Annotated in this window: 28 protein-coding genes; 13 read left to right on the forward strand and 15 right to left on the reverse strand. The window is 64.0% G+C overall.

Features of this window, described 5'->3' with window-relative positions; all coding sequences use genetic code 11:
* Positions 1-220: 220 nt before the first annotated feature.
* Complete coding sequence (locus tag FXB38_RS13940; protein ID WP_148751414.1) at positions 221-700, reverse strand: hypothetical protein; 480 nt, start codon at positions 698-700, stop codon at positions 221-223.
* Positions 701-948: 248 nt separating this feature from the next.
* On the opposite strand from FXB38_RS13940, the gene FXB38_RS13945 reads away from it, so the two are divergent.
* The gene (locus FXB38_RS13945) at positions 949-2,604 is read left to right on the forward strand and encodes a fumarate hydratase (RefSeq protein ID WP_148751415.1); all 1,656 of its coding nucleotides are present in this window, start codon (positions 949-951) and stop codon (positions 2,602-2,604) included.
* Between the two features lie 132 nt (positions 2,605-2,736).
* On the opposite strand, the gene FXB38_RS13950 is transcribed toward FXB38_RS13945, so the two are convergent.
* From FXB38_RS13950 to FXB38_RS13970, 5 genes are all read right to left on the reverse strand, one after another.
* Positions 2,737-3,033, reverse strand: coding sequence for a hypothetical protein (locus FXB38_RS13950; RefSeq protein WP_148751416.1), 297 nt, complete (start codon positions 3,031-3,033; stop codon positions 2,737-2,739).
* 119 nt (positions 3,034-3,152) lie between these two features.
* A complete protein-coding gene (locus FXB38_RS13955) occupies positions 3,153-3,707 on the reverse strand; it encodes an inner membrane-spanning protein YciB (protein WP_148751417.1) in 555 nt (184 codons plus the stop codon).
* Between the two features lie 13 nt (positions 3,708-3,720).
* Positions 3,721-4,296: a hypothetical protein gene (locus FXB38_RS13960; RefSeq protein ID WP_148751418.1), complete on the reverse strand. Its 576-nt coding sequence runs from the start codon at positions 4,294-4,296 to the stop codon at positions 3,721-3,723.
* Positions 4,297-4,371: 75 nt separating this feature from the next.
* Positions 4,372-4,854, reverse strand: coding sequence for an MAPEG family protein (locus FXB38_RS13965; RefSeq protein ID WP_148751419.1), 483 nt, complete (start codon positions 4,852-4,854; stop codon positions 4,372-4,374).
* 75 nt (positions 4,855-4,929) lie between these two features.
* Positions 4,930-6,330 (reverse strand): carotenoid oxygenase family protein, encoded by a 1,401-nt coding sequence (locus FXB38_RS13970; protein WP_148751420.1) that lies wholly within the window; start codon positions 6,328-6,330, stop codon positions 4,930-4,932.
* 106 nt (positions 6,331-6,436) lie between these two features.
* Here FXB38_RS13970 and FXB38_RS13975 point away from each other — a divergent pair, with 106 nt between their 5' ends.
* From FXB38_RS13975 to FXB38_RS43795, 3 genes are all read left to right on the forward strand, one after another.
* Positions 6,437-7,174, forward strand: coding sequence for a TetR/AcrR family transcriptional regulator (locus FXB38_RS13975; RefSeq protein WP_148751421.1), 738 nt, complete (start codon positions 6,437-6,439; stop codon positions 7,172-7,174).
* Positions 7,175-7,445: 271 nt separating this feature from the next.
* Positions 7,446-8,012, forward strand: a complete 567-nt coding sequence (locus tag FXB38_RS13980; RefSeq protein ID WP_148751422.1) for an SET domain-containing protein — start codon at positions 7,446-7,448, stop codon at positions 8,010-8,012.
* A 252-nt stretch (positions 8,013-8,264) separates the two neighbouring features.
* Complete coding sequence (locus FXB38_RS43795; protein ID WP_148751423.1) at positions 8,265-8,465, forward strand: hypothetical protein; 201 nt, start codon at positions 8,265-8,267, stop codon at positions 8,463-8,465.
* 124 nt (positions 8,466-8,589) lie between these two features.
* On the opposite strand, the gene FXB38_RS13990 is transcribed toward FXB38_RS43795, so the two are convergent.
* Both FXB38_RS13990 and FXB38_RS13995 read right to left on the reverse strand, forming a co-directional pair.
* Complete coding sequence (locus FXB38_RS13990; RefSeq protein ID WP_148751424.1) at positions 8,590-8,988, reverse strand: hypothetical protein; 399 nt, start codon at positions 8,986-8,988, stop codon at positions 8,590-8,592.
* Between the two features lie 36 nt (positions 8,989-9,024).
* The gene (locus FXB38_RS13995; RefSeq protein ID WP_148751425.1) at positions 9,025-9,255 is read right to left on the reverse strand and encodes a hypothetical protein; all 231 of its coding nucleotides are present in this window, start codon (positions 9,253-9,255) and stop codon (positions 9,025-9,027) included.
* Between the two features lie 100 nt (positions 9,256-9,355).
* On the opposite strand from FXB38_RS13995, the gene FXB38_RS14000 reads away from it, so the two are divergent.
* Positions 9,356-10,177, forward strand: a complete 822-nt coding sequence (locus tag FXB38_RS14000) for a helix-turn-helix domain-containing protein (RefSeq protein ID WP_148751426.1) — start codon at positions 9,356-9,358, stop codon at positions 10,175-10,177.
* 66 nt (positions 10,178-10,243) lie between these two features.
* Positions 10,244-10,909, forward strand: a complete 666-nt coding sequence (locus FXB38_RS14005) for a DsbA family oxidoreductase (protein WP_148751427.1) — start codon at positions 10,244-10,246, stop codon at positions 10,907-10,909.
* 7 nt (positions 10,910-10,916) lie between these two features.
* Here FXB38_RS14005 and FXB38_RS14010 read toward each other — a convergent pair whose 3' ends face one another.
* Positions 10,917-12,080 carry a GNAT family N-acetyltransferase gene (locus FXB38_RS14010; RefSeq protein ID WP_148751428.1) on the reverse strand — a complete coding sequence of 388 codons (1,164 nt, stop codon included), beginning with the start codon at positions 12,078-12,080 and terminating at the stop codon, positions 10,917-10,919.
* Positions 12,081-12,237: 157 nt separating this feature from the next.
* Here FXB38_RS14010 and FXB38_RS14015 point away from each other — a divergent pair, with 157 nt between their 5' ends.
* Both FXB38_RS14015 and FXB38_RS14020 read left to right on the forward strand, forming a co-directional pair.
* On the forward strand, positions 12,238-12,681 hold the full coding sequence (locus tag FXB38_RS14015; protein ID WP_430640173.1) for a YeeE/YedE family protein: 444 nt from the start codon (positions 12,238-12,240) through the stop codon (positions 12,679-12,681).
* 5 nt (positions 12,682-12,686) lie between these two features.
* Positions 12,687-13,154 (forward strand): YeeE/YedE family protein, encoded by a 468-nt coding sequence (locus FXB38_RS14020; RefSeq protein WP_148751430.1) that lies wholly within the window; start codon positions 12,687-12,689, stop codon positions 13,152-13,154.
* Between the two features lie 36 nt (positions 13,155-13,190).
* Here the strand turns inward: FXB38_RS14020 and FXB38_RS14025 are convergent, their stop codons facing one another.
* Positions 13,191-13,595 (reverse strand): hypothetical protein, encoded by a 405-nt coding sequence (locus tag FXB38_RS14025; protein ID WP_148751431.1) that lies wholly within the window; start codon positions 13,593-13,595, stop codon positions 13,191-13,193.
* A gap of 152 nt (positions 13,596-13,747) precedes the next feature.
* Between FXB38_RS14025 and FXB38_RS14030 the strand changes: the two genes are divergently transcribed.
* The 3 genes from FXB38_RS14030 to FXB38_RS14040 all read left to right on the forward strand — a co-directional run bounded on the left by FXB38_RS14030 (position 13,748) and on the right by FXB38_RS14040 (position 14,817).
* A complete protein-coding gene (locus FXB38_RS14030) occupies positions 13,748-13,978 on the forward strand; it encodes a hypothetical protein (protein ID WP_148751432.1) in 231 nt (76 codons plus the stop codon).
* Between the two features lie 13 nt (positions 13,979-13,991).
* The gene (locus FXB38_RS44840) at positions 13,992-14,267 is read left to right on the forward strand and encodes a hypothetical protein (protein WP_148751433.1); all 276 of its coding nucleotides are present in this window, start codon (positions 13,992-13,994) and stop codon (positions 14,265-14,267) included.
* A gap of 256 nt (positions 14,268-14,523) precedes the next feature.
* A complete protein-coding gene (locus FXB38_RS14040; RefSeq protein WP_187434860.1) occupies positions 14,524-14,817 on the forward strand; it encodes an HdeA/HdeB family chaperone in 294 nt (97 codons plus the stop codon).
* Positions 14,818-14,931: 114 nt separating this feature from the next.
* Here the strand turns inward: FXB38_RS14040 and FXB38_RS14045 are convergent, their stop codons facing one another.
* Positions 14,932-15,396: a PaaI family thioesterase gene (locus tag FXB38_RS14045; protein ID WP_148751435.1), complete on the reverse strand. Its 465-nt coding sequence runs from the start codon at positions 15,394-15,396 to the stop codon at positions 14,932-14,934.
* Positions 15,397-15,726: 330 nt separating this feature from the next.
* On the opposite strand from FXB38_RS14045, the gene FXB38_RS14055 reads away from it, so the two are divergent.
* Positions 15,727-16,023, forward strand: coding sequence for a hypothetical protein (locus FXB38_RS14055; protein ID WP_148751436.1), 297 nt, complete (start codon positions 15,727-15,729; stop codon positions 16,021-16,023).
* 124 nt (positions 16,024-16,147) lie between these two features.
* Entirely contained in the window at positions 16,148-16,402 is a 255-nt protein-coding gene (locus tag FXB38_RS14060; protein WP_148751437.1) for a hypothetical protein, read from the forward strand.
* A 42-nt stretch (positions 16,403-16,444) separates the two neighbouring features.
* Here the strand turns inward: FXB38_RS14060 and FXB38_RS14065 are convergent, their stop codons facing one another.
* From FXB38_RS14065 to FXB38_RS14075, 4 genes are all read right to left on the reverse strand, one after another.
* Positions 16,445-16,633: a hypothetical protein gene (locus FXB38_RS14065; protein WP_148751438.1), complete on the reverse strand. Its 189-nt coding sequence runs from the start codon at positions 16,631-16,633 to the stop codon at positions 16,445-16,447.
* Between the two features lie 717 nt (positions 16,634-17,350).
* A complete protein-coding gene (locus tag FXB38_RS14070; RefSeq protein ID WP_148751439.1) occupies positions 17,351-17,785 on the reverse strand; it encodes a hypothetical protein in 435 nt (144 codons plus the stop codon).
* 135 nt (positions 17,786-17,920) lie between these two features.
* Positions 17,921-18,088, reverse strand: a complete 168-nt coding sequence (locus FXB38_RS42720; protein ID WP_187434861.1) for a hypothetical protein — start codon at positions 18,086-18,088, stop codon at positions 17,921-17,923.
* A 14-nt stretch (positions 18,089-18,102) separates the two neighbouring features.
* Positions 18,103-18,339, reverse strand: coding sequence for a hypothetical protein (locus tag FXB38_RS14075; RefSeq protein WP_246229880.1), 237 nt, complete (start codon positions 18,337-18,339; stop codon positions 18,103-18,105).
* Positions 18,340-18,357: the final 18 nt, after the last annotated feature.

An 18,357-nucleotide genomic window follows, 5' to 3' on the forward strand; every position in this document is an offset into this window, starting at 1 on the left:
TCCGGAGGGGACGAAAGCTCCGTCAAGCCAATCGTTAAAATGCGAGGGAAAGACGCACTGTTTTCGCGCCTGACATTGTTCTGTGTCAGGGAGAGCTCCGATCTCTCCTCGTCATTGCGAGCGCAGCGAAGCAATCCAGAATCCCTCCGAGGAAAGACTCTGGATTGCTTCGCTGCGCTCGCAATGACGGAGTGTGTGGCGGCAGCTCGACCTACTCGACCTACTCGTCCTTAGGCCGCGTGATCGCGATCGTCGCATCCGTCTTGGTGCGCGTGCATTCCATGTTGAGACGCTTGTAGCGCATCGTCACCTTGTCGCCGCGCAACAGGCCCATGCGCTTGAGGCAGCGCGTCGCACCGGTCGTGGTGTCATCCTTCGTTACCGTGAAGATGATCGCGGCCGTGGAAGCGACCAGATCATAGAACGGCGGCGTCGGCTTGCGGTCGCCCTTGGCGTAGAGCTCGTTGGAATAGGTCTGTCCCTGGGCACGGCAGCCGAGCGACAGTTCCTTCGCCGCCGGATGGGTCAGGTAGATGATGTTGGCGGCCTTGAAGTTGACCTTCAGCCCGTCAACCCCACCGGCGAGCTGCTTGGCGATATCGTCGCACTGGTCCGCGCGCGCAGGCACAGCGAGGGTCACCAGGCCGATGATTGCGGCGGCGAGGACAATCGCGCCGCGGAGGTGCAGTTTGAAAATCATGATGAAAAGCCCCTTGAGGGCGCGCATTCAACCGTCGCCGCGCGCGAAGTGCAAGGGGTGCAACCCGGCTTGATTGGGCACAACCGTGACCACCCGCTGATCGAACGAGGGGATCGCAAAATGGCCGCCATGGCACCGAATCGGGATGCCCCGGCCGCGCCAGAACGCCTTCCCTTTGCGGCAAAAAAGCTTAGAACGCTTCTATGCTTAGAGGCCCGCGAGGGCTCCAAAACCCCGAGATTGCCCCCATGAACGCTCCCACCGCCTTCCCCGACGCCTCAAAACCCGTCCCGCCCTACAAGCACACCCCGCTGTTCCCGCTGGGCAAGGACGAGACGCCCTACAAGAAGATCACGTCAGAGGGTGTCCGGGTCGAGAAGGTCTTGGGGAAGGACATGCTGGTGGTGTCGCGCGAGGCGCTGCGGGCGCTGTCGGAGGCGGCTTTCGGCGACATCAACCATTACCTGCGCCCCGGCCATCTGAAGCAGCTCCGCGCGATCCTGGAGGATGGCGAGGCGAGCCCGAACGACAAGTTCGTGGCGCTGGATTTCCTCAAGAACGCCAACATCGCGGCCGGCGGCGTGCTACCGATGTGCCAGGACACCGGCACCGCGATCATCATGGGCAAGAAGGGCTGCAACGTCATCACCGACGGTGACGACGAGGCCGCGCTGTCGGAAGGCGCGCGCGATGCCTACCTGCGCCGTAATCTGCGCTACTCGCAGGTGGCGCCGCTCTCGATGTACGAGGAGAAGAACACCGCCAACAACATGCCGGCGCAGTGCGAGATCTACGCCGAAGGTGATGACGCCTACAAGTTCATGTTCATGGCCAAAGGCGGCGGCTCCGCCAACAAGAGCTTTCTGTTCCAGGCCACGCCTTCGGTGCTGACCAAGGACCGGCTGCTTGCCTTCCTGAAAGAGAAGATCCTCACTCTCGGCACCGCGGCGTGCCCGCCTTATCACCTTGCGATCGTGATCGGCGGCACCTCGGCCGAGCTCTGCATGAAGACGGTGAAGCTGGCGTCGGCCCGCTATCTCGATGCGCTGCCGGCCCACGGCTCGCCTGACGGCAACGCCTTCCGCGACGTCGAGATGGAGAAGGAAATCCACAAGATGACGCAAAGCCTGGGCGTGGGCGCTCAGTTCGGCGGAAAATATTTCTGCCACGACGTCCGCGTGATCCGCATGCCGCGCCATGGCGCCTCGCTGCCGATCGGGCTTGGCGTGTCCTGTTCAGCCGACCGCCAGGTGCTCGGCAAGATTACCAAGGACGGCGTCTATCTCGAGGAGCTCGAGCACAACCCGGCGCAGTATCTGCCGCAGGTGGAGGAGTCGCTCGGCGGCGAGGTCGTCAAGATCGACCTCAACCAGCCGATGAAGGACATTTTGGCGACGTTCTCGAAGAACCCGATCAAGACGCGGGTCTCGATGACCGGCACCATGATCGTCGCGCGCGATAGCGCGCATGCCAAGCTGCGCGAGCGGCTGGAGAAGGGCGAGCCGCTGCCGGATTATTTCAAGAACCATCCGGTTTATTACGCGGGACCTGCCAAGACGCCCGAAGGCTACGCTTCCGGTGCATTCGGTCCGACTACTGCGGGCCGCATGGACTCCTTCGTCGACCAGTTCCAGGCCGCCGGCGGCTCGATGGTGATGGTGGCGAAGGGCAATCGCGCGCCAGCGGTGCGCGAGGCCTGCAAGAAATATGGCGGCTTCTATCTCGGCTCGATCGGCGGCGCCGCGGCAAACCTCGCCGAGCACTGCATCAAGAAGGTCGAGGTGCTCGAATATCCCGAGCTCGGCATGGAAGCGATCTGGCGAATCGAAGTCGTCGACTTCCCGGCGTTCATCATCATCGATGACAAGGGGAATGATTTCTTCAAGGAATTGAATCTGGGCTAGCTCCACTTTCCCCGGATGCTGCGCAGCGCGAAGCGGTGCGCTGCTGATCCGGGGTCCATGTGGCGGCATGGGTCCCGGCTCTGCGGAGCAGCGTTACACGCTGCACCGCGTCCGGGACACGAGAGGATAAGCTTACGCCTTCGCGCCAGTGAACGGAAAACTGCCCATCGGGCCGATGCCCATTTCGCCGCTCATGCTGTCGCCGGAGACCGTTCCGATGAACTCGAGCGTTAACGGCATCGGGTTGGTGATGGAGACCTTCCAGTTGACGGCGTCACCGCTGACGGTGCCGTCAAAAATCTCGGCAGTATTGCCTTCCGCACCTTGCGTGCCCGTGAGCGTGCCGCCCGCTTCCTTCAGGCTCAGTGTCGCCTGGCGTTCGCCCATCGGCGTCGTCATGGTCAGATTCCAGTTTCCGTCCACGGCCATTCGCGTCTCCCGAACAATGTCCCGGCAGGCTGCGATGATCCGCAACCCGTCCTGGGCCGAGCCTATAGCGCAACTTGAAGCCGCTGCCTAACGCCTGCCTAATGCCGCTTGGGCGGCATTCAGGCGCGGGCGGCGGCGCGCCGGCGGCTGGTGACGACGAGCCTGAACACCACGTATTGCACGGCAAAGGCGAGGGCCTTGGCGCCGCCCGCGACCGCAGAGATATAGAACGCCCACAGCTTCAGATCGCCGGTGGATGCGACCGCGATCGTGCCGGCGCCGAGGACGAACATCAGCGCGGCCCAGGCATAGCCCGCAGCGGTGACATATTCCGGCGCGGTCCCGACAACGATCGGCGGCATGTAGCGCAGCATCCAGCCGCGCTTGAGCATGATCGCGCCGATCGCGAAATGCGCGATCGCAGGCTTGGCCAGCATGAAGCGGGGATCGTTGGTCAGCAGCGTGACCGTGCCAAGCACGATGACGAGTGCGACGCTGGCATAGGTCATGTAGCCGAGCTCACGCCCCTTGACGCGCGCATAGATCACCTGCGCGATCGCGCCGGCAATCGCCACCGACGTAGCCAGGATGACGTTGTCGGTGACGAGATAGATCACTAGGAAGACGATGGCCGACAGGAAATCGGAGGCGAGGCGGGCGAATACGTCCTTCATTGTCGGTCCTGTCTCACTGGGCTTCGGGCAACGCGCCGGCGGGCGCACCATACTTGATCTGGCGATATTCGGGATACCACTTGGTGAAATAGATCGCGCTGTTGCGGGCGGCGAAGGCAACCGCGAGACCGAGCCACACCGGCAAGCCCGGGAAGTAGAGCAGCACGATGTTGGCGGCCATCATCAAGAGCGCGGCCGCGGTCCATGCGGCGGTGATGACGTAGTTGGCGGTGAGGAAGCCGGGCATCGCCGCGGTCTCGGCCGGCACGGATTCAACCGCGTATTGCAGTGTGAAGGGCCGGCGCGCCAGCATCGAGCCGAGCGAGATGACGAAGATGCCAATATCGACCGAAAGCCTGACGCCGAGCGCGCTGAGCGAGGGGGCGCGCAGCGCGAGGGTGAGGCCGATGCCTGCGAACAGGATCGCCGAGCCCGCGGCCAAAATCTTCACCGAGCGGCCGCAGGCCACGTCGATGGCGATGGTGGCGAGGCAGATCGCGGAGGCCACGAACACGCTGGTCGTGGCCGACGTCACCATCATCAGGATAGTGTAGACGCCATAGGGAGCAAGGATCAGGAAGATCGTCATGGTCGCCTCGGTCGAACCAATCTTTACGATGTCAAGATTGGTAGTTCAGGGCCGGCGTCGGGTCAAGCGAAATCTTTACAGTGTCAAAATGACGTGAACAACATGTAAAAACTCAATCGTTGCAATGGCTTGATCCGATATCTCGTCGGCGACGGCCGCCCAGGGCAGGCGCGACAGAATGGTCAGTGCACAAGAGACCAGCAGGCCGATGGTCAGGAAGATGCTGCCGCTGCGGCAGATCATGAATTTGAGCGAGCCCGGCGTCGCGGACATGCCGAGCGGATGCAAGAGCCGCGACAGCACGAGCGCCCCCATCAGCAGGTGAATGCGCAAGGGCGATGCGCCGGACATTTCGAGAAACGCCACCATCAGCGCGATGATCGGAACGTATTCCATGAAATTGCCATGGGCGCGGATCGCGCTGCGCAAGCCTTCATTGCCGCCGTCGTTGAACGGCGCAGCGTTGCTCCGCCGCAGCCGGATGACCTGCAGCGCGAGCGCGGCGTAGATCAGCGCGAGGATCGCGAGATAGTTCGCCGTGATGGCGGGGACGTGCATGCGAAGTCTCCTCGATCCGTCATTCCGGGCTCGCGCCAAGCAAGTGGCGCAAGCCGGAATGACAGGGGGAGGGAGCTACTGCGCTCCCACCCAATTGCCGTGAAAGCCGTCGGGCACGCGATGGCCGAGTTGCACCAGCGCGGCTGGACCGGCCTCGATGTCGGTGGCGTTGAACACCGCGAGGTCGCTGCGGTTCTCCCGCGCGCGCCAGACCACAGCGAGCAGCCAGCCGTCGCCTTCCGCAGCATCTTTCGACCGCTCGACGAAAACAGGCTCCGAGATGGTGTCGCCGGCCGGCAGCAGATAATGGCCGAGCCGCTTTCCATTGCCGTCGACATGGACGATGCCGGACAGTGCACCGAACATCGGCAGCCGCGGATTGGCGCAGGCGTACCAGCCGTGACGGCTTTTCAAGCCGGCGCGGCGATCGTCGATGCGCGGGAATTCGCCGGTGAGGTCGTCGAGATAGGTCTGCTGGAAGCGGTCTGTATTGCCCGCGAGATCGAAGGTCCAGCGGCAATGGCGCGCGAAGGATTTCTCGGGATTCGTCGGCCGGCCGTCGGGATGCGGAAACAGCGGCGCCTCCTCGAACTGCATGACGTCGGCGACGATGCAGTCACCGTCCTCCCACGCGTTCATGACGTGGAAGACGTAGCAGGCTTCCGCGCGGAACCAGACGATGTCCTTGCTCGCCCCCTTGCGTTTCATCACGCCGACATAGGCGCCTTTCTCCGGCTCCCAGGCGTAAGGCGGCCGGCCCGCCATCGCGCGCTCCACGCTGCCGGTGAGCGGCAGGATCGGAAACAGCAAATGGTTCTCGGTGACGATGAAGTCGTGCACCATGCTGGCATAGGGCGCCTCGAACCGCTCGAAGCGCGTCGCTTTGCCTGATGCATCGATCGATCCAAATGAGAGCGCGGGCGTGAGTGGCCCCGCCGCGTTGTAGCCGAAGAACACCAGTTCGCCGGTGACAGGATCGATCTTCGGATGCGCCGTGAACGTACCGGCGACGCGGCCTTGGTAGTTGCAATAGCCGCGCGTCTGAAGCGTGCCCGGCTCGATCTCGGTTGGCAGATGCGCCTCTTCCAGCGCGAGCAGCTTGCCGGCGTGGAAGATGATGTTGGTGTTGGCGACGCCGCCGTCAGTCACATGGGCAGGTGCGTCCGGCAATTTGCGGCCGAAGCCGTTGCCGAAGAACGCGCGGCCGGCATCGTGCTCGGCAAGCCATTTCGGCGTGCGGACCCAGCGGTTGCGGTAACTGGCGCGGCCGTTTTCCAGGTGGAAAGCATGCAGCATGCCGTCACCGACGAACCAGTGCGCGCCGGGCGTGTCGAACTGCGGATTGGGGCCGTTGCGGTAGAGCGTGCCGTTCAACTCGCGCGGCAATTCGCCGACGATCCTGAGGAAACGCGCGTCCGCCTCGAACGGAATCGGCGCGATATTGTTACGGCGCTCAGGTGTGGCGTCCTGCTGCACGGCGTATCCCTCCCTATCTTTACATCGTAAAGATGGAATAGGACCAAGCGCGGCGTCCGTCAAGCGAAATCTTTACACTGTCAATATTGCGTCATATAGCTTGTAAATGGCCAAGAGCAGCACCACCGCCGACACCAAGAGCGAAACGGCGCACCTCGCGCGCGCCCCGAAAAAGACATCGCCGGCATCTCGGCCGGCGCGCCGCCGGGCGAGCGCGAAGGCCGAGACGCCCTATCATCATGGCGCCTTGCGCGAGGCGCTGCTGCAGGCGGCCGAACGGGTGCTGGAGCGCGACGGGCTCGGCGGCCTGACGCTGCGCGCGGTGGCGCGCGAGGCGGGGGTCTCGCATGCCGCGCCGACGCATCATTTCGGCGATCTCACCGGCCTCGTCAGCGAGCTCGCCGCAATCGGCTTCCGCCAGTTCAATGCGGCGATGGCGTCTGCCTGCGACGCGGCCACCTCGCCGCTGGAACGGGCGCTGGCGCGGCCCAAAGCCTACGTCGCCTATGCCCAGGCCCATCCCGGCATGTACGGTCTGATGTTCCGCACCGAGCGGCTCGACTATTCCAGGCCTTCGCTGCACGAGGCCGCGGAATCCTCGTTTGCCGGACTTGCCAATGCGATCGGCGCGATGCGGCAGGAACCGATCAGCGGCGACAAGTTGACCATCGAGCAGGGCGCCGCGATCGCGCGGGCCTGGTCGATGGTGCACGGCTTCACCATGCTGCTGCTCGACGGTCGGCTCGAGGACATTTTGGAGCGGCTGCCCGATGGCACGACGGCCGAGCAGCTTCTGGAAGCGATCCTGAAGTCGACGGTGGCGGGAAAGCTGCCAAGCACCTGATCGAACGGAACGTCGGCAATTCCTGTCATGCATGCTCGCGCGACCGCGCGAGCCGTCGCGCCCAGGGATTGAGCAGAAAGCATTGGGCATTGGCGGAAGATCGAGGCCGGCGCGGGCGAGCGATGATGCGGAACTCGCGGCTCCCGACACTTTCACTGTGGGCAAGGTCAATCGCGCTTCCGATAGTCCTGACAGGGGCGCGGAATCGTTCTAGAAGAGCGGCTTCGCTTGGGCTCATGCAGCCTCGTTCGCGTCCTCTTTACACTTGATCATGCCAGCCATCTCGTCGAACAAACCTTATCGCGTCGGCCGCTCCAAGACGGGGCTTGGCCTCTTCGCCACCAAACCGATCAGGAAGGGCACCCGGATCATCCGTTATTTCGGGCCGATTCTGGACTGCCGAATCCCTGCGCAGGACGACATCGAGAACAAATATCTGTTCGAGCTCAACGGCCGTTGGACCATCGACGGCTCGGTGCGCAAGAACGTCGCCCGCTACATCAACCATTCCTGCCGGCCCAACGCCGAGTCGGACGTCCGTCCGCGCGAGCGCAAGGTGTTCATCCGCGCCATCAAGAACATCGAGCCGGGCGACGAGATCAACTACGACTACGGCACCGACTATTTCAAAGCCTATCTGAAGCCGATCGGCTGCAAGTGTCCTTCCTGCGAAGCCAAGCGCAAGAAGCAGCGTGCCGCGGAGCGGGCCGAACGCGCCAAGGTGAAGGCGCGCGCCGAGCGCAAGGCGCAGAAGGTGGGCGCGAAAACCACCGCGGCGAAAAAGAAGAAGCTGAACGGCAAGCACTTCGCCGGCAAGGTCGGCCGCGCGAAGGCGTAGCTTCCGTCAGCCGCGCGACGTCGTCCTGTGCTTCGCCTCGATTGCGGCGCGGTTTCCGAAGTAGTTCGCTTCTCATAGTCGCCCCACGCTGCCGGTGCGGTCCGTCCTCAACGAAGGTGCGCCTTCGTAGGTACATTGGTGCGGCGTCCTGAATTTTGATGTTCACTTTGGAACAGAACCCGCGCCTTCTGCATATTAATTTCGCTGGAACTCAAACCCCAACGGTTAGGACCCGTCAGACGAGGTTGTACCATGCAGCGCCGACGCCGCTTCAAACAGACCGTTCCCCTTGAAGAACGACTTGCCGAAGAGGCGCAACGCCTCCGGGACAAAGCCAAATCCCTTCCCCCCGGTCCTCAACGCGAGGATGCACTTCGTAGAGCCAGACAGGCCGAGACAGGCTCGCACATGAGCGAGTGGCTGCGAACGCCCGGGCTTCAGCCACCCGAGTAGATCCTAGCGGTGTGCGTGCGCTGCTGAGCCGGGGCCTATGTCTCCGAGAGCAATCCGTGCTGCGTGGGTCCCGGCTCCGCGCCGCAACGCCAAAAGCGTTGCGGCGCGTCCGCGACCCGAGATCTTACGCCGCCACCACACTCCCGCTCCTCCGCAGCCCCACATATTGCAGCTCGGCGAATACGCCGGTCGCGACCGCCTGCGTCGCGACCATGAGCTCGCCGGCGAGGTTCGGCGACACCGCGCCCGAGAACAGCAGCGCGATGCTGCCGACCGTCCAGGCCGCGTTGCCGATCACGACCAGCAGCACGATCGCCTTCGGCACTACTGCGCGGGAGGCGAGCCATCCGACCAGTGCGGTATAGGCGACCAGGAACAGGCCGGTTTCGCGCAACAGCACCTCGGGCAGATTGAACAGCGTGGCGAACGCGCCAGCGCCAAAAATGAAGCCGAGCGCGGCGACACCGCTGAACACGGCGTCGGCGAGCAGGGCGCGGCGCAGGAAGGTGGATGCGTCAATCATCAGAGGTCTCCATGGTTGGGTTGGCTTGGGGTGAACTCAATGCAATCCGCGCCACCAGGTGCGGAGCAGGCGAGCGAGGCGGAACGGGCAAAGGCTTCTGCCGACGCTGTGCTCGAACGCCGTGACGTGCGCGACGACGTAGTGGCCGGTGGAATGCACCAGCGGCTCGGGCATGTTGAGGCTGCGTGCCAGCATCCTGGTCGCGAACGCCATGGCCCAGGGAAGAAGGTTGTCTGCAAGGGTGCGGTAGAGCAGCAGCGCGATCATGGTCATCTCCTGTGCTTAGGAAGATGCGCCACGGAGGGACCCAATTCGATTACCTCATGGGTAATGGAAGGGCTGAAATCTGCGTGGTAGGTTTTCGACCATGAACGCACATGCATCCACGGCCCGCGCCGAACCCAGCCAGCCGGTCCATATCGGCGACCATTTGCGCGAATGGCGGCAGCGCCGCCGCATGAGCCAGCTCGATCTCGCGGGCGAAGCGGAGATTTCCGCGCGGCATCTGAGCTTCGTCGAGACCGGCCGCGCCGCGCCCTCGCGCGACATGGTGCTGCGGCTCGCCGAGCGTCTCGACGTGCCCTTGCGCGAACGCAACGTGCTGCTGGTTGCCGCCGGCTACGCACCGGCGTTTCCGCAGCGCCCACTGGAGGATCCCGCCTTGAAATCAGCCCGGCAGGCGATCGACCTCGTGCTCAGGGCACACGAGCCCAATCCGGCGCTGGCCTATGACCGGCACTGGAATCTGGTCACCGCCAATCGCATGGTGGCGCCGCTGCTCGAGGGCGTTCCGGAGCGGCTGCTCGGCCAGCCCTTCAATGTGCTGCGGCTCGCCTTCCATCCGGAGGGGCTGGCGCCGCGTACCGTCAATCTCGCGGAATGGTGCGCGCATCTGCTCGAGCGCTTGCACCGGCAATGCGAGGCGACGGCCGATCCGGAGCTGATCAAGCTCTATCATGACCTCAAGAGCTATCCGATCCCGGCGCGCTCCGGCCCGCTGTCGAGCGACAATGTCGCAATCCCGTTCAAGCTGCGCCATGACGGCGGGATACTAAGTTTCTTCTCCACCACCATGGTGTTCGGCACGCCGGTCGACATCACCCTGTCGGAGCTGGCGCTGGAGACGTTCTTTCCGGCGGACGAACGCACCGCCGCTTGGCTGAAACAGACGGCCGCAAATCTGGCCTAGCACCCTTGCCCCGGGCGGCGTTCGGCTTATCTTCCGACGAAACCGCACTGCCCGAAGGAGGCGCTCATGAGCACGCTGAAACCGCTCCAGATCGATGTCGTCTCCGACGTGGTGTGCCCGTGGTGCTATATCGGCAAGCATCGGATCGAGAGCGCGCTGGCGCTCGTGCCCGACGTTCCCGTCAAGCTGAATTTCCGGCCCTTCTTCCTCAATCCCTGGGTGCCGCGCGACGGCATCAGCCGCGAGGATTATCTCACCACCAAGTTTGGCTCGGTCGAGGCCTATAAGGGCATTGCCGGCCGCGTGGTCGCGGCTGCCAGCGAAGAGGGCCTCCTCTACAAGCCCGAGCTGGTTGCGCGCCAGCCCAACACGACCGACTGTCACCGCCTGATCCTCTGGGCCGAGGCGATCGGCAAGGCGCCCGAGATGAAGCAGCGGCTGATGGAGCTGTATTTCCGCGACGGCGGCGATCTCACTGACGTCAACGTGCTGGTGCAGGCGGCCGCCGATGTCGGCCTCGATGCCGAGGACGTACGCAAGCGCCTTGCCAGCGACGAGGATGTCGCGCGCGTGTCGGCCGACGCGCAGGAGGCTGCCGAGAAGGGCATCTCCGGCGTGCCGACCTACGTGTTCGCGCAGAAATACGCCGTCTCCGGTGCGCAGGATCCGAACTTGCTCGCCCGCGCCATCCGCCAGGTCTCGGCGGAGATCAACGCGCAGGCGGCGGAGTAGCGCAGACCTACTTGCGGAGAAGATGAAGCGCGCGGCGTGCTGCTTCGCGTGCGAAGCCGCGCGCGGTCAGCGACGCGTGGATGAGTGCCACCATCGGATCGTTGCGCCTGAGCGGAATCAGCACGTCGCTGATCGCAAAGCGGCCGCGCCAGATCGGGTTGATCATAGGATGATCGGCGCTCGCGGTGGAATCCGCGCTCGCGATGGACCGATCGGCGCAGAGATGGCGCGTCAGGTTGAGCGTGAGCTGCACGCCCGGCGAATATTTTGCAAAACGCTCGTCGATGCCGAGCTTGAAGAAGAAGGCGCGGTCCTGGTGGCGCAGCACGATGCCGGCGGCAACCGGTGTCGCGCCGGCGCGCAGGGTGACGATCTCGCATTGCGCGGTCTCGGCAAGTGCGGGGACGGCGCGGCGAATGAAGGTCGCATCGCCCGCGTCCTGAATCAATGCAGTGCGGCGCTCGCCCTTCCAGCCGCTGGCTTCGAGTTGCAGGAAGGTTTCGAGCGCGGGCCTGATCTCGTCGGGCTTGCGCGCGACGTCAAAGCTGATCGCGCCGTGCGCCTCAAGGCGATGGCGCTGTCGTCGCAACTCCTTGAGCTTTTTGGCGCCAAGAGCCTCGTACAGCAGCGCCTCGCCATCCTGTGTCGCATCGAGGCTGGCGCGGACATAGGAGCCGAGCACGCGCGGCTTCAGGCAGGCCTGGCCGAGCGCTTCCTTGAGCGATGCCATCGCAGCGCCGTCCAGCGCGACGTCGCGCAGGATCAGCGCATGCGCGCCGGCCTCGCGGGCCCGTTGCAGCAGGCGCGTCGCGGCGTCGATCGGCGCGTCACGGTCAATCAGCGGGCTGCACAGCGTGCCGTAGGGATGCGCGCTTACCAGCGCCGGCAAGGGAATCTTCCAGGCCTGCCAAAGCGAGACCATCGGCATCAACCCGATCAGCCGCGTCGAGGAACCGCCGTATACGGACAAGGCCGAGGCGCCGATACGGCCGCGCGCGGTTGCGCTGACGGCGAGCTCCCAGGCAGGCAAATAATAGCCGTTCGGCTCGACCGCCCGCTGCGCCAGTGCGCGCCATTGACCGGGCTCGATCGCCGTGAGCGAGACGAGCGCGGGCGTTGCATCCTTCGCCGATGCCGGATTGATCGCAGCCTGGTGCGCGATGTCGACCACGTCTCGTCGTTCCCCGTTCACGCGGGCTTGAGCCGGCGTTACGCGGTCATGCTTAGCGCAAAGATTGGAAAATCCCGTTGGGACGCCGCTTCAATTCGAGTGGTATTGTTAACGTCTCATTGAGCATTCGGCGGGCCCACTGGCGGATGCTGTCTCGATCCGGAGGATCAAAATGGTCGCTACGTCTTTCACGCCGATTGCCTCGCTGCTCGGGGGCGTGCTGATCGGCCTGTCCGCCGTGCTGCTGATGTGGGCGACGGGACGGATCGCCGGCATCAGCGGCATCGCGGCACGGTTGTTTCCGCCTTACGAGGACCGCGAATTTGCCGGCCGGCTCGCCTTCGTCGCCGGCCTCATCGCCGCACCCGTGCTGGTGAGGCTCGTGACCGGAAGCCTGCCGGCGCAGACGATCGCGGCGGGAGCGCCGGTGCTGATTGTCGCAGGGGTGCTCACCGGCTTCGGCACAGTGTGGGGCAGCGGCTGCACGTCAGGCCATGGCGTCTGCGGTCTGTCGCGATTATCGGTACGCTCGCTGGTCGCGACCCTCACCTTCATGGCGACGGGCATCGCCACCGTCTTTGTGATCCGGCACTGGAGCTGAGGGCAATGACCATTCTCGTTCAATTTGCGATCGGCTTGTTGTTCGGCCTGGGGCTCGTTGTCTCCGGGATGTCGAATCCGGCAAAGGTGCTGAACTTCCTCGACCTCGGCGGCATCCCGGCGGGGACATGGGACGCGAGCCTCGCCTTCGTGATGGCGGGCGCGGTCGCCGTGACCTTCGTCGGCTTCAGGCATGTCCTGAAGCTTGCACATCCCCTGTTCGCCGAACGCTTCTCCGTGCCGACGCGCAACGACATCGATCCGAAGATCGTCGTTGGGCCCGCGATCTTCGGCGTCGGTTGGGGCTTGGCCGGCTTCTGTCCAGGACCGGCACTGACTGCGCTTGGCTTTGGCTCGACCTCAGCCGTCATCTTCGTCGCCGCGATGTGCGCCGGCATGGTGCTTGCCCGCTTCATCGCGAAGCTGCAATCATCGACACGGATCGCGGCGCCGGTTCATCCGCTGGAGTCCTGACGCAGACAGGACCGGACAGGCCGGTGCGATCGATTGCTAGATCGGCTCGTAAGCTTCCGACCCGCAGATGTCATCAGCTTCCGCGCGCCGCCTGTCGACGACCTTTCCGCCGTTGATCGTCACGATGTAGGTCTGGGTGCCTAGCGCCGAGCCGGTGGCCGAGGTGAGTTGTGCGCGGACGCAGGCCGTCCAGCCCGGTCCGTGGACCTCGTGATGGGGCAGGGCGACTTGCACCTCGCGCGGATAGGAGGTGTTGAGGAAGACCACTTCGATCTGCTCGCGGACCACGCGCTTGATGTCAGGCGGCGGTTCGGGCGGCGGCTGGTCGGCTTCCTTGAGGCGCATGAAATCGGGCACGGGCGCGCGGCTGTCGGCGAAGCCACACGCGCCGAGCGCGAGCGCGCCGGCGAGCAGCGCCACATGAGCAACAATCCGCAACATTCGTGAAGGTCCCCTGCGGGCCAACAGATAGGCGCGAATTCGACCGGACGAAGTCCCGGCCGATCAACATTTGCTGAAGGGGTGGAAACCACCAGGTTTGCTATTAGAGGATTGCGGGCTAGTTTGTACCCCGGATGAGGGGGATTGCACCAATGAGAATTTTGGTCATGGCGGCTGCGGTGCTGGCACTGACGGTTGCGTCCGCGCAGGCGCAGATGGGCGGCGGCCGGCGTCACCAGGATAGCGGCCAGAAGGCGGACAACAAGCCCAAGGCCGATGAGAAGGCCTACAAGGCCGCGCTCGAGCGCATTCCGGAGTCCAAGGAAAAGTATGACCCGTGGGGCGGGGCGCGCCCGAGCGAGCCCGCCAAGAAGCCGAAATAGCGCGAGGCGCGCGGTGGCGGGCCGGCTGCGATATCTGGTTGGCCTCGTCGTTCTGCTTGTTGCGCGGCCGTGCGTCGCCTGGGAGAGTTGGGGCGGCGATCCCGGCGGTTCACGCTTCTCGCCATTGCGCCAGATCACGTCCGACAATGTCGGCCAGCTTGTCCGCGCTTTCGAATTTCACACCGGCGGGCGATTCTTCGCGGCGTCGTCGGCGATCGCGCTCACGATTGTCGCGCTGGTCATCGCGGGGCTGCGCTGGCGTCGCCGACGTCGTATCAGGTCGACATGATGTTTGCGTGCATACGATGCGAACGGTCATTCACATCGTACGCGCTGTTGCACGAAGGCAAGGCCGATGCGCTTGTCGTTGCGCCACACCGTGCGGCAATTCCGCACGAAATTGTCGCGTGAAATCCACAACAATACTGGCGCTACTTGCACAGCGCTTCAGACTTCGTTTACGACGTTGAAGCGGCGAGTCACTTCCCGCCGAGTTTACCCCGCAAGCCTTTCTTTTATGGCGTTACACGCCGATGGAGATTTCGATGAAGACCACGCTTTCGCTTCTGTTCGCCGCAGCGCTCTCGCTGTCGTCCATGCCCGCCCATGCCACCAAGCTCGATCTTGCCACGATGAGCTGCAAGCAGTTCCTCGAGAGCGGCGACGACACCATCAAGATGGTGCTGACCTGGATGGACGGCTGGTACAAGGGCGACGAGGACAATGCGATCATCGACACCGACGTGTTCGTCGACAACGCCAAGAAGTTCGGCACCTATTGCGGCACCAATCCGAACGTCAGCATCGTCACTGCCGCCGACGAAGTGCTCGGCAAGTAATTTTGGAAGCGTCGCGGCGGGAGCGTGATTGCATCGTGCTTGCGTCTCTTGCGATCGCCATCGAGAGCCGCGGTGCGTTTGCGCTCACGCGGCTCTCTTCGATTCGGATCAGGCTCAGCCGGGCAGCATCGCGAACGCGCCCGACACCATCGCCACCTGCTTGTTGTCGGTGGCGGACAGCAGGGTGACGCGGCCAAAGCTCATGGTGCGCCCGAGCCGCACCACGCGCGCATCCGCCAGCACGTCGGACGAGGAGACCGCGCGCATGAAATGCGTGGTCTGGTCCACCGTGGTCATTGGACGATAACCGCGATTGGCGGCGAGGTTCGCGATCACCATCGCGGTGTCGGCAAGCGCCATCAGCGCCTGGCCGCAGACCACGCCGCCGTTGCGGCACAGCCGCTCCGAGAACGGCATGCGGAGCAGTGCGCCCGGCTGCCAGTCCGACGCGTCTGCGGGTGGGGTGTGCTCGATGCGCTCGAGGGAGAGGCTGAGATCCTGGACCCAGGGGGCAAAGACCTCGGCGAGGATGCGTCTGGCCTCAGTGATGCCGAACTCGGCGTCTGGCTGCGGTGGCATGGCTGTCGTTCCCTCCTGTGTTGCCGGATGTTTCGCTCATTCTGCCCGCTCGGGCGCGGCAAAGTCACCGGGCCGCCGGCTTGAAAATGCCCGACTTCGCCCGATATGATGCCACGCTTGGGAGCGGGTGGACGATGTTGCGTCGATGTGTCCTTGTCATTTGCCTGGCCGCGCTTGGTCTGGCGCTGAACGGTTGCACCAGGTGCGGCCCGATCTGGGACGACTGGCTCCACGGGCCGAAATCGTGCAAATCGGATCGGCTTTAGCGGAGCCGTGAAGAAGGTCAGGGTGCGGCATCCGTCCCCTCTATCGATGATCAAGGAGTGAGTGATGAAGCTTTTCCGTATGGCGGCGGTGTTGGCGCTGGTGGCTGGACCGGCCTTCGCGCAGGAGTCGCCCCATATCAATCTGATGGCGGACGGCCCCTCCAAGACCGAGGACGAGAAGGCCGCAGATGCCGCGCGCGACAAGGCCTACAAGGAGACGTTGAAGAAGATTCCGGACGCCAAGGCGTCCAGCGATCCCTGGGGCGGAATGCGCGCCGACCAGCCGAAGCAGCCCGCGCCGAAGGCCTCGGCCGCCACCAGCGCGCCCAAGAAGACCAAGGCCGGTACTGCCGCCAATTGACCAAGGCCTCCGGGGGAGCCAATCGACCATGGCTCCGGAGGCGGGTGACGCCTCCTTTCGGGACTCCCCTTGGCCTGGCCCTGATCCTACATTCCCTCGTAGTGTTGCGTTGAGGAGGCAGGAGATGGCGGATCGCCCGCGGGACCTCGCCGAGCGGATGGCGCGCCGGCACAAGCCGGCTGCTGGATCGGGCGACAAGGCCGGTGACGGCTATCTGCGCGAGAGTTTTACTCTGCCGCGTGCGGCCGCACGGGCAAGGGCGCAGGCCTTCTTCGCGCGCTATCCCAAGGCCGGCTACATGAGCGAAGTCGAGAGCTGGCGCGAGCTGCCCGGCGGGGACGTCGAATTCACCATGCGGCGGCTGCCCAGCGCCGACTAGCCCTGGTCCAGCCTCTCAACCCGCCGGTTCAGGCCGTCTCGTTCAGGCCGTCTTGCGGCCGATCGCCTTCAGCTCCCGATCGATGCGCAGCTGCACGCGACGGATCGCCAGCAGGTCGATCTTCGTCTCGGTCTTGCCTGTCTTGGTCTCGTCGCCGATCCGGAACTGCCATTGCCAGACGCCCGGGATCGCCGTCTTTGCAACCGTGAACTCAACGCCCCTGTGATTCATGGTCACCTCCACGATTCACCTCGCCATGTCGGGTAACATGTTGGCCGTCGCAATATTCCAGCGACAAGCAAAATTTGCCGCCAAGTCGCAGGTGGCTCATCGGAATTCAGCAAGCGCGTTCGAAATAAGCGAAATCGGATTCCGAAAATGGAACCGATGGATGCTTTTTCATGCGCGCGGCCACCCGGCCAGGAACTCCGTTCATGGTCGGAGAACCACGGAGGCATACGCGGAGCACGCGCGATGGATCCGTGCTCGCGCAAGAAAAAACCCCGCCAGGGGAGAGCCGGGCGGGGTAGAAGGTTATTGGAGGCTGAGGTGCTGGGCTGCAACACCATAGCCGGACGACCCTAGCCCGTTCAGCTTACGACAGCCTGACAGACCGGGGCTTGCGGCCACGTCGAGAGCCGCTCTCACGTCCCAATTCAGACATCCCCCCGCACAACTTCAGACACATCCGTTGGCGACACTTTGCGGGCACGGCGAAGCCATGGGGGAAACGTGGCGCGCTGCTAGCGGGGTGGCATCATGGACAAGGTAGAGCGGTCATTTGCCGCCGCGACGGCGGCTGGCTTCGTGGTATTGGTCATCGGCATCGTGCTGCTGGCGTTGATGTAGCGGCGGCCTTGGCGGCACGTGCCGCCAAAAGCTGCGAAAACAACCCCATGCACAGTAGGCAACGGCCTGTTTCGGCTGGCGTTTCCTAATGCACCTTTCCTAATGCACCTTGATCTCGTCCAGCGGCAGGCGGAGGTCGGCGGCACGCTCCGCGCGGTCCTTTTTGCGGAACTCGATTTCCTTGCGCTCGAACTTCGCCATCTCCTCGAGCGCCGCCTCGAGCAGAGAATTGCGCCTGACAGCATGGTGCTGCGTGTCTTCCGTCATGATCCAATCCCCCATGGGTGGCGGCCCCCTTTTCAAGTCGGCAGCCACGGAAAGGTTCGGTGCCACAAGATTGCGGAATGATGACGGCGCGTGCGGCTCCGGAAAAATAAAACGCCGCCCGCTTAAATGAGACGCAGGCGGCGGCTTTCCAGCCCCGGGAGGGGAAATGTAAAATCCCGATACCGGTGTGTCTGTCGTGCCGTGCCAAGGTTCATCGTGGTTCATCGTGCCCGGACGGAACGCCCGCAGGGCGGCCGCGCGCGCCACCTCCGCCGCATCCCATGCCCCTGTCGTGAATGAGGCGGCCCTATTGCATCAGCACGTAAACGCAACCGATTGCCACAATGGCTAACCACACCAACGAAGCGCTGAAAATTAGGATTTCCCGGTTCATCGCCAGCGCTAGTGTTTGATAGGGGAGACAGTCTCACTCTTGAGGCCGTCCGCATCTCGAACAGTCACCATCCGGCCTGTTTTCAACGCAGTGACCTTCGCGACGCGCAAAACTTCGGCCTCATCATCCAAATCCGGAACCACAATCGATGGGCAGCCTTTGGCGGGTTCGCTCATTGCCACTGCCTGCCTCAGTTGTCTTGCTGCACATCTGTTTTGGGAATCTGTAGAGCGGGTGAGGTCAGCCACGCATTCATGTGCGAAGCCGTCTCGGCTTGGCGGGCCCTGCGCAGGAACAGTTCGCGAGCGGTGCTGCCTGGAGCCTCTTTTTCGGCCGCCTGTTTGAACCGTCTGGCTTCTTGTGCCAATCGTTCTTCAAAGGACGTCGTGTGCTTGATCCGCCTACGCTGCATGGCGCGGTCCTCCATTTTCCGGCCCCACGAATC

The sequence above is a fragment of the Bradyrhizobium cytisi genome (genome assembly GCF_008123515.1).
Lineage (GTDB): Bacteria > Pseudomonadota > Alphaproteobacteria > Rhizobiales > Xanthobacteraceae > Bradyrhizobium > Bradyrhizobium cytisi.

What these genes read in the sequence shown, in the direction of transcription:
- FXB38_RS13940 (WP_148751414.1), bottom strand. Translation starts at nt 700, where the DNA reads ATGATTTTCAAACTGCACCTCCGCGGCGCGATTGTCCTCGCCGCCGCA.
- FXB38_RS13945 (WP_148751415.1), top strand. Translation starts at nt 949, where the DNA reads ATGAACGCTCCCACCGCCTTCCCCGACGCCTCAAAACCCGTCCCGCCC.
- FXB38_RS13950 (WP_148751416.1), bottom strand. Translation starts at nt 3,033, where the DNA reads ATGGCCGTGGACGGAAACTGGAATCTGACCATGACGACGCCGATGGGC.
- FXB38_RS13955 (WP_148751417.1), bottom strand. Translation starts at nt 3,707, where the DNA reads ATGAAGGACGTATTCGCCCGCCTCGCCTCCGATTTCCTGTCGGCCATC.
- FXB38_RS13960 (WP_148751418.1), bottom strand. Translation starts at nt 4,296, where the DNA reads ATGACGATCTTCCTGATCCTTGCTCCCTATGGCGTCTACACTATCCTG.
- FXB38_RS13965 (WP_148751419.1), bottom strand. Translation starts at nt 4,854, where the DNA reads ATGCACGTCCCCGCCATCACGGCGAACTATCTCGCGATCCTCGCGCTG.
- FXB38_RS13975 (WP_148751421.1), top strand. Translation starts at nt 6,437, where the DNA reads ATGGCCAAGAGCAGCACCACCGCCGACACCAAGAGCGAAACGGCGCAC.
- FXB38_RS13980 (WP_148751422.1), top strand. Translation starts at nt 7,446, where the DNA reads ATGCCAGCCATCTCGTCGAACAAACCTTATCGCGTCGGCCGCTCCAAG.
- FXB38_RS43795 (WP_148751423.1), top strand. Translation starts at nt 8,265, where the DNA reads ATGCAGCGCCGACGCCGCTTCAAACAGACCGTTCCCCTTGAAGAACGA.
- FXB38_RS13990 (WP_148751424.1), bottom strand. Translation starts at nt 8,988, where the DNA reads ATGATTGACGCATCCACCTTCCTGCGCCGCGCCCTGCTCGCCGACGCC.
- FXB38_RS13995 (WP_148751425.1), bottom strand. Translation starts at nt 9,255, where the DNA reads ATGATCGCGCTGCTGCTCTACCGCACCCTTGCAGACAACCTTCTTCCC.
- FXB38_RS14000 (WP_148751426.1), top strand. Translation starts at nt 9,356, where the DNA reads ATGAACGCACATGCATCCACGGCCCGCGCCGAACCCAGCCAGCCGGTC.
- FXB38_RS14005 (WP_148751427.1), top strand. Translation starts at nt 10,244, where the DNA reads ATGAGCACGCTGAAACCGCTCCAGATCGATGTCGTCTCCGACGTGGTG.
- FXB38_RS14020 (WP_148751430.1), top strand. Translation starts at nt 12,687, where the DNA reads ATGACCATTCTCGTTCAATTTGCGATCGGCTTGTTGTTCGGCCTGGGG.
- FXB38_RS14025 (WP_148751431.1), bottom strand. Translation starts at nt 13,595, where the DNA reads ATGTTGCGGATTGTTGCTCATGTGGCGCTGCTCGCCGGCGCGCTCGCG.
- FXB38_RS14030 (WP_148751432.1), top strand. Translation starts at nt 13,748, where the DNA reads ATGAGAATTTTGGTCATGGCGGCTGCGGTGCTGGCACTGACGGTTGCG.
- FXB38_RS14040 (WP_187434860.1), top strand. Translation starts at nt 14,524, where the DNA reads ATGAAGACCACGCTTTCGCTTCTGTTCGCCGCAGCGCTCTCGCTGTCG.
- FXB38_RS14045 (WP_148751435.1), bottom strand. Translation starts at nt 15,396, where the DNA reads ATGCCACCGCAGCCAGACGCCGAGTTCGGCATCACTGAGGCCAGACGC.
- FXB38_RS14055 (WP_148751436.1), top strand. Translation starts at nt 15,727, where the DNA reads ATGAAGCTTTTCCGTATGGCGGCGGTGTTGGCGCTGGTGGCTGGACCG.
- FXB38_RS14060 (WP_148751437.1), top strand. Translation starts at nt 16,148, where the DNA reads ATGGCGGATCGCCCGCGGGACCTCGCCGAGCGGATGGCGCGCCGGCAC.
- FXB38_RS14065 (WP_148751438.1), bottom strand. Translation starts at nt 16,633, where the DNA reads ATGAATCACAGGGGCGTTGAGTTCACGGTTGCAAAGACGGCGATCCCG.
- FXB38_RS42720 (WP_187434861.1), bottom strand. Translation starts at nt 18,088, where the DNA reads ATGAGCGAACCCGCCAAAGGCTGCCCATCGATTGTGGTTCCGGATTTG.
- FXB38_RS14075 (WP_246229880.1), bottom strand. Translation starts at nt 18,339, where the DNA reads ATGGAGGACCGCGCCATGCAGCGTAGGCGGATCAAGCACACGACGTCC.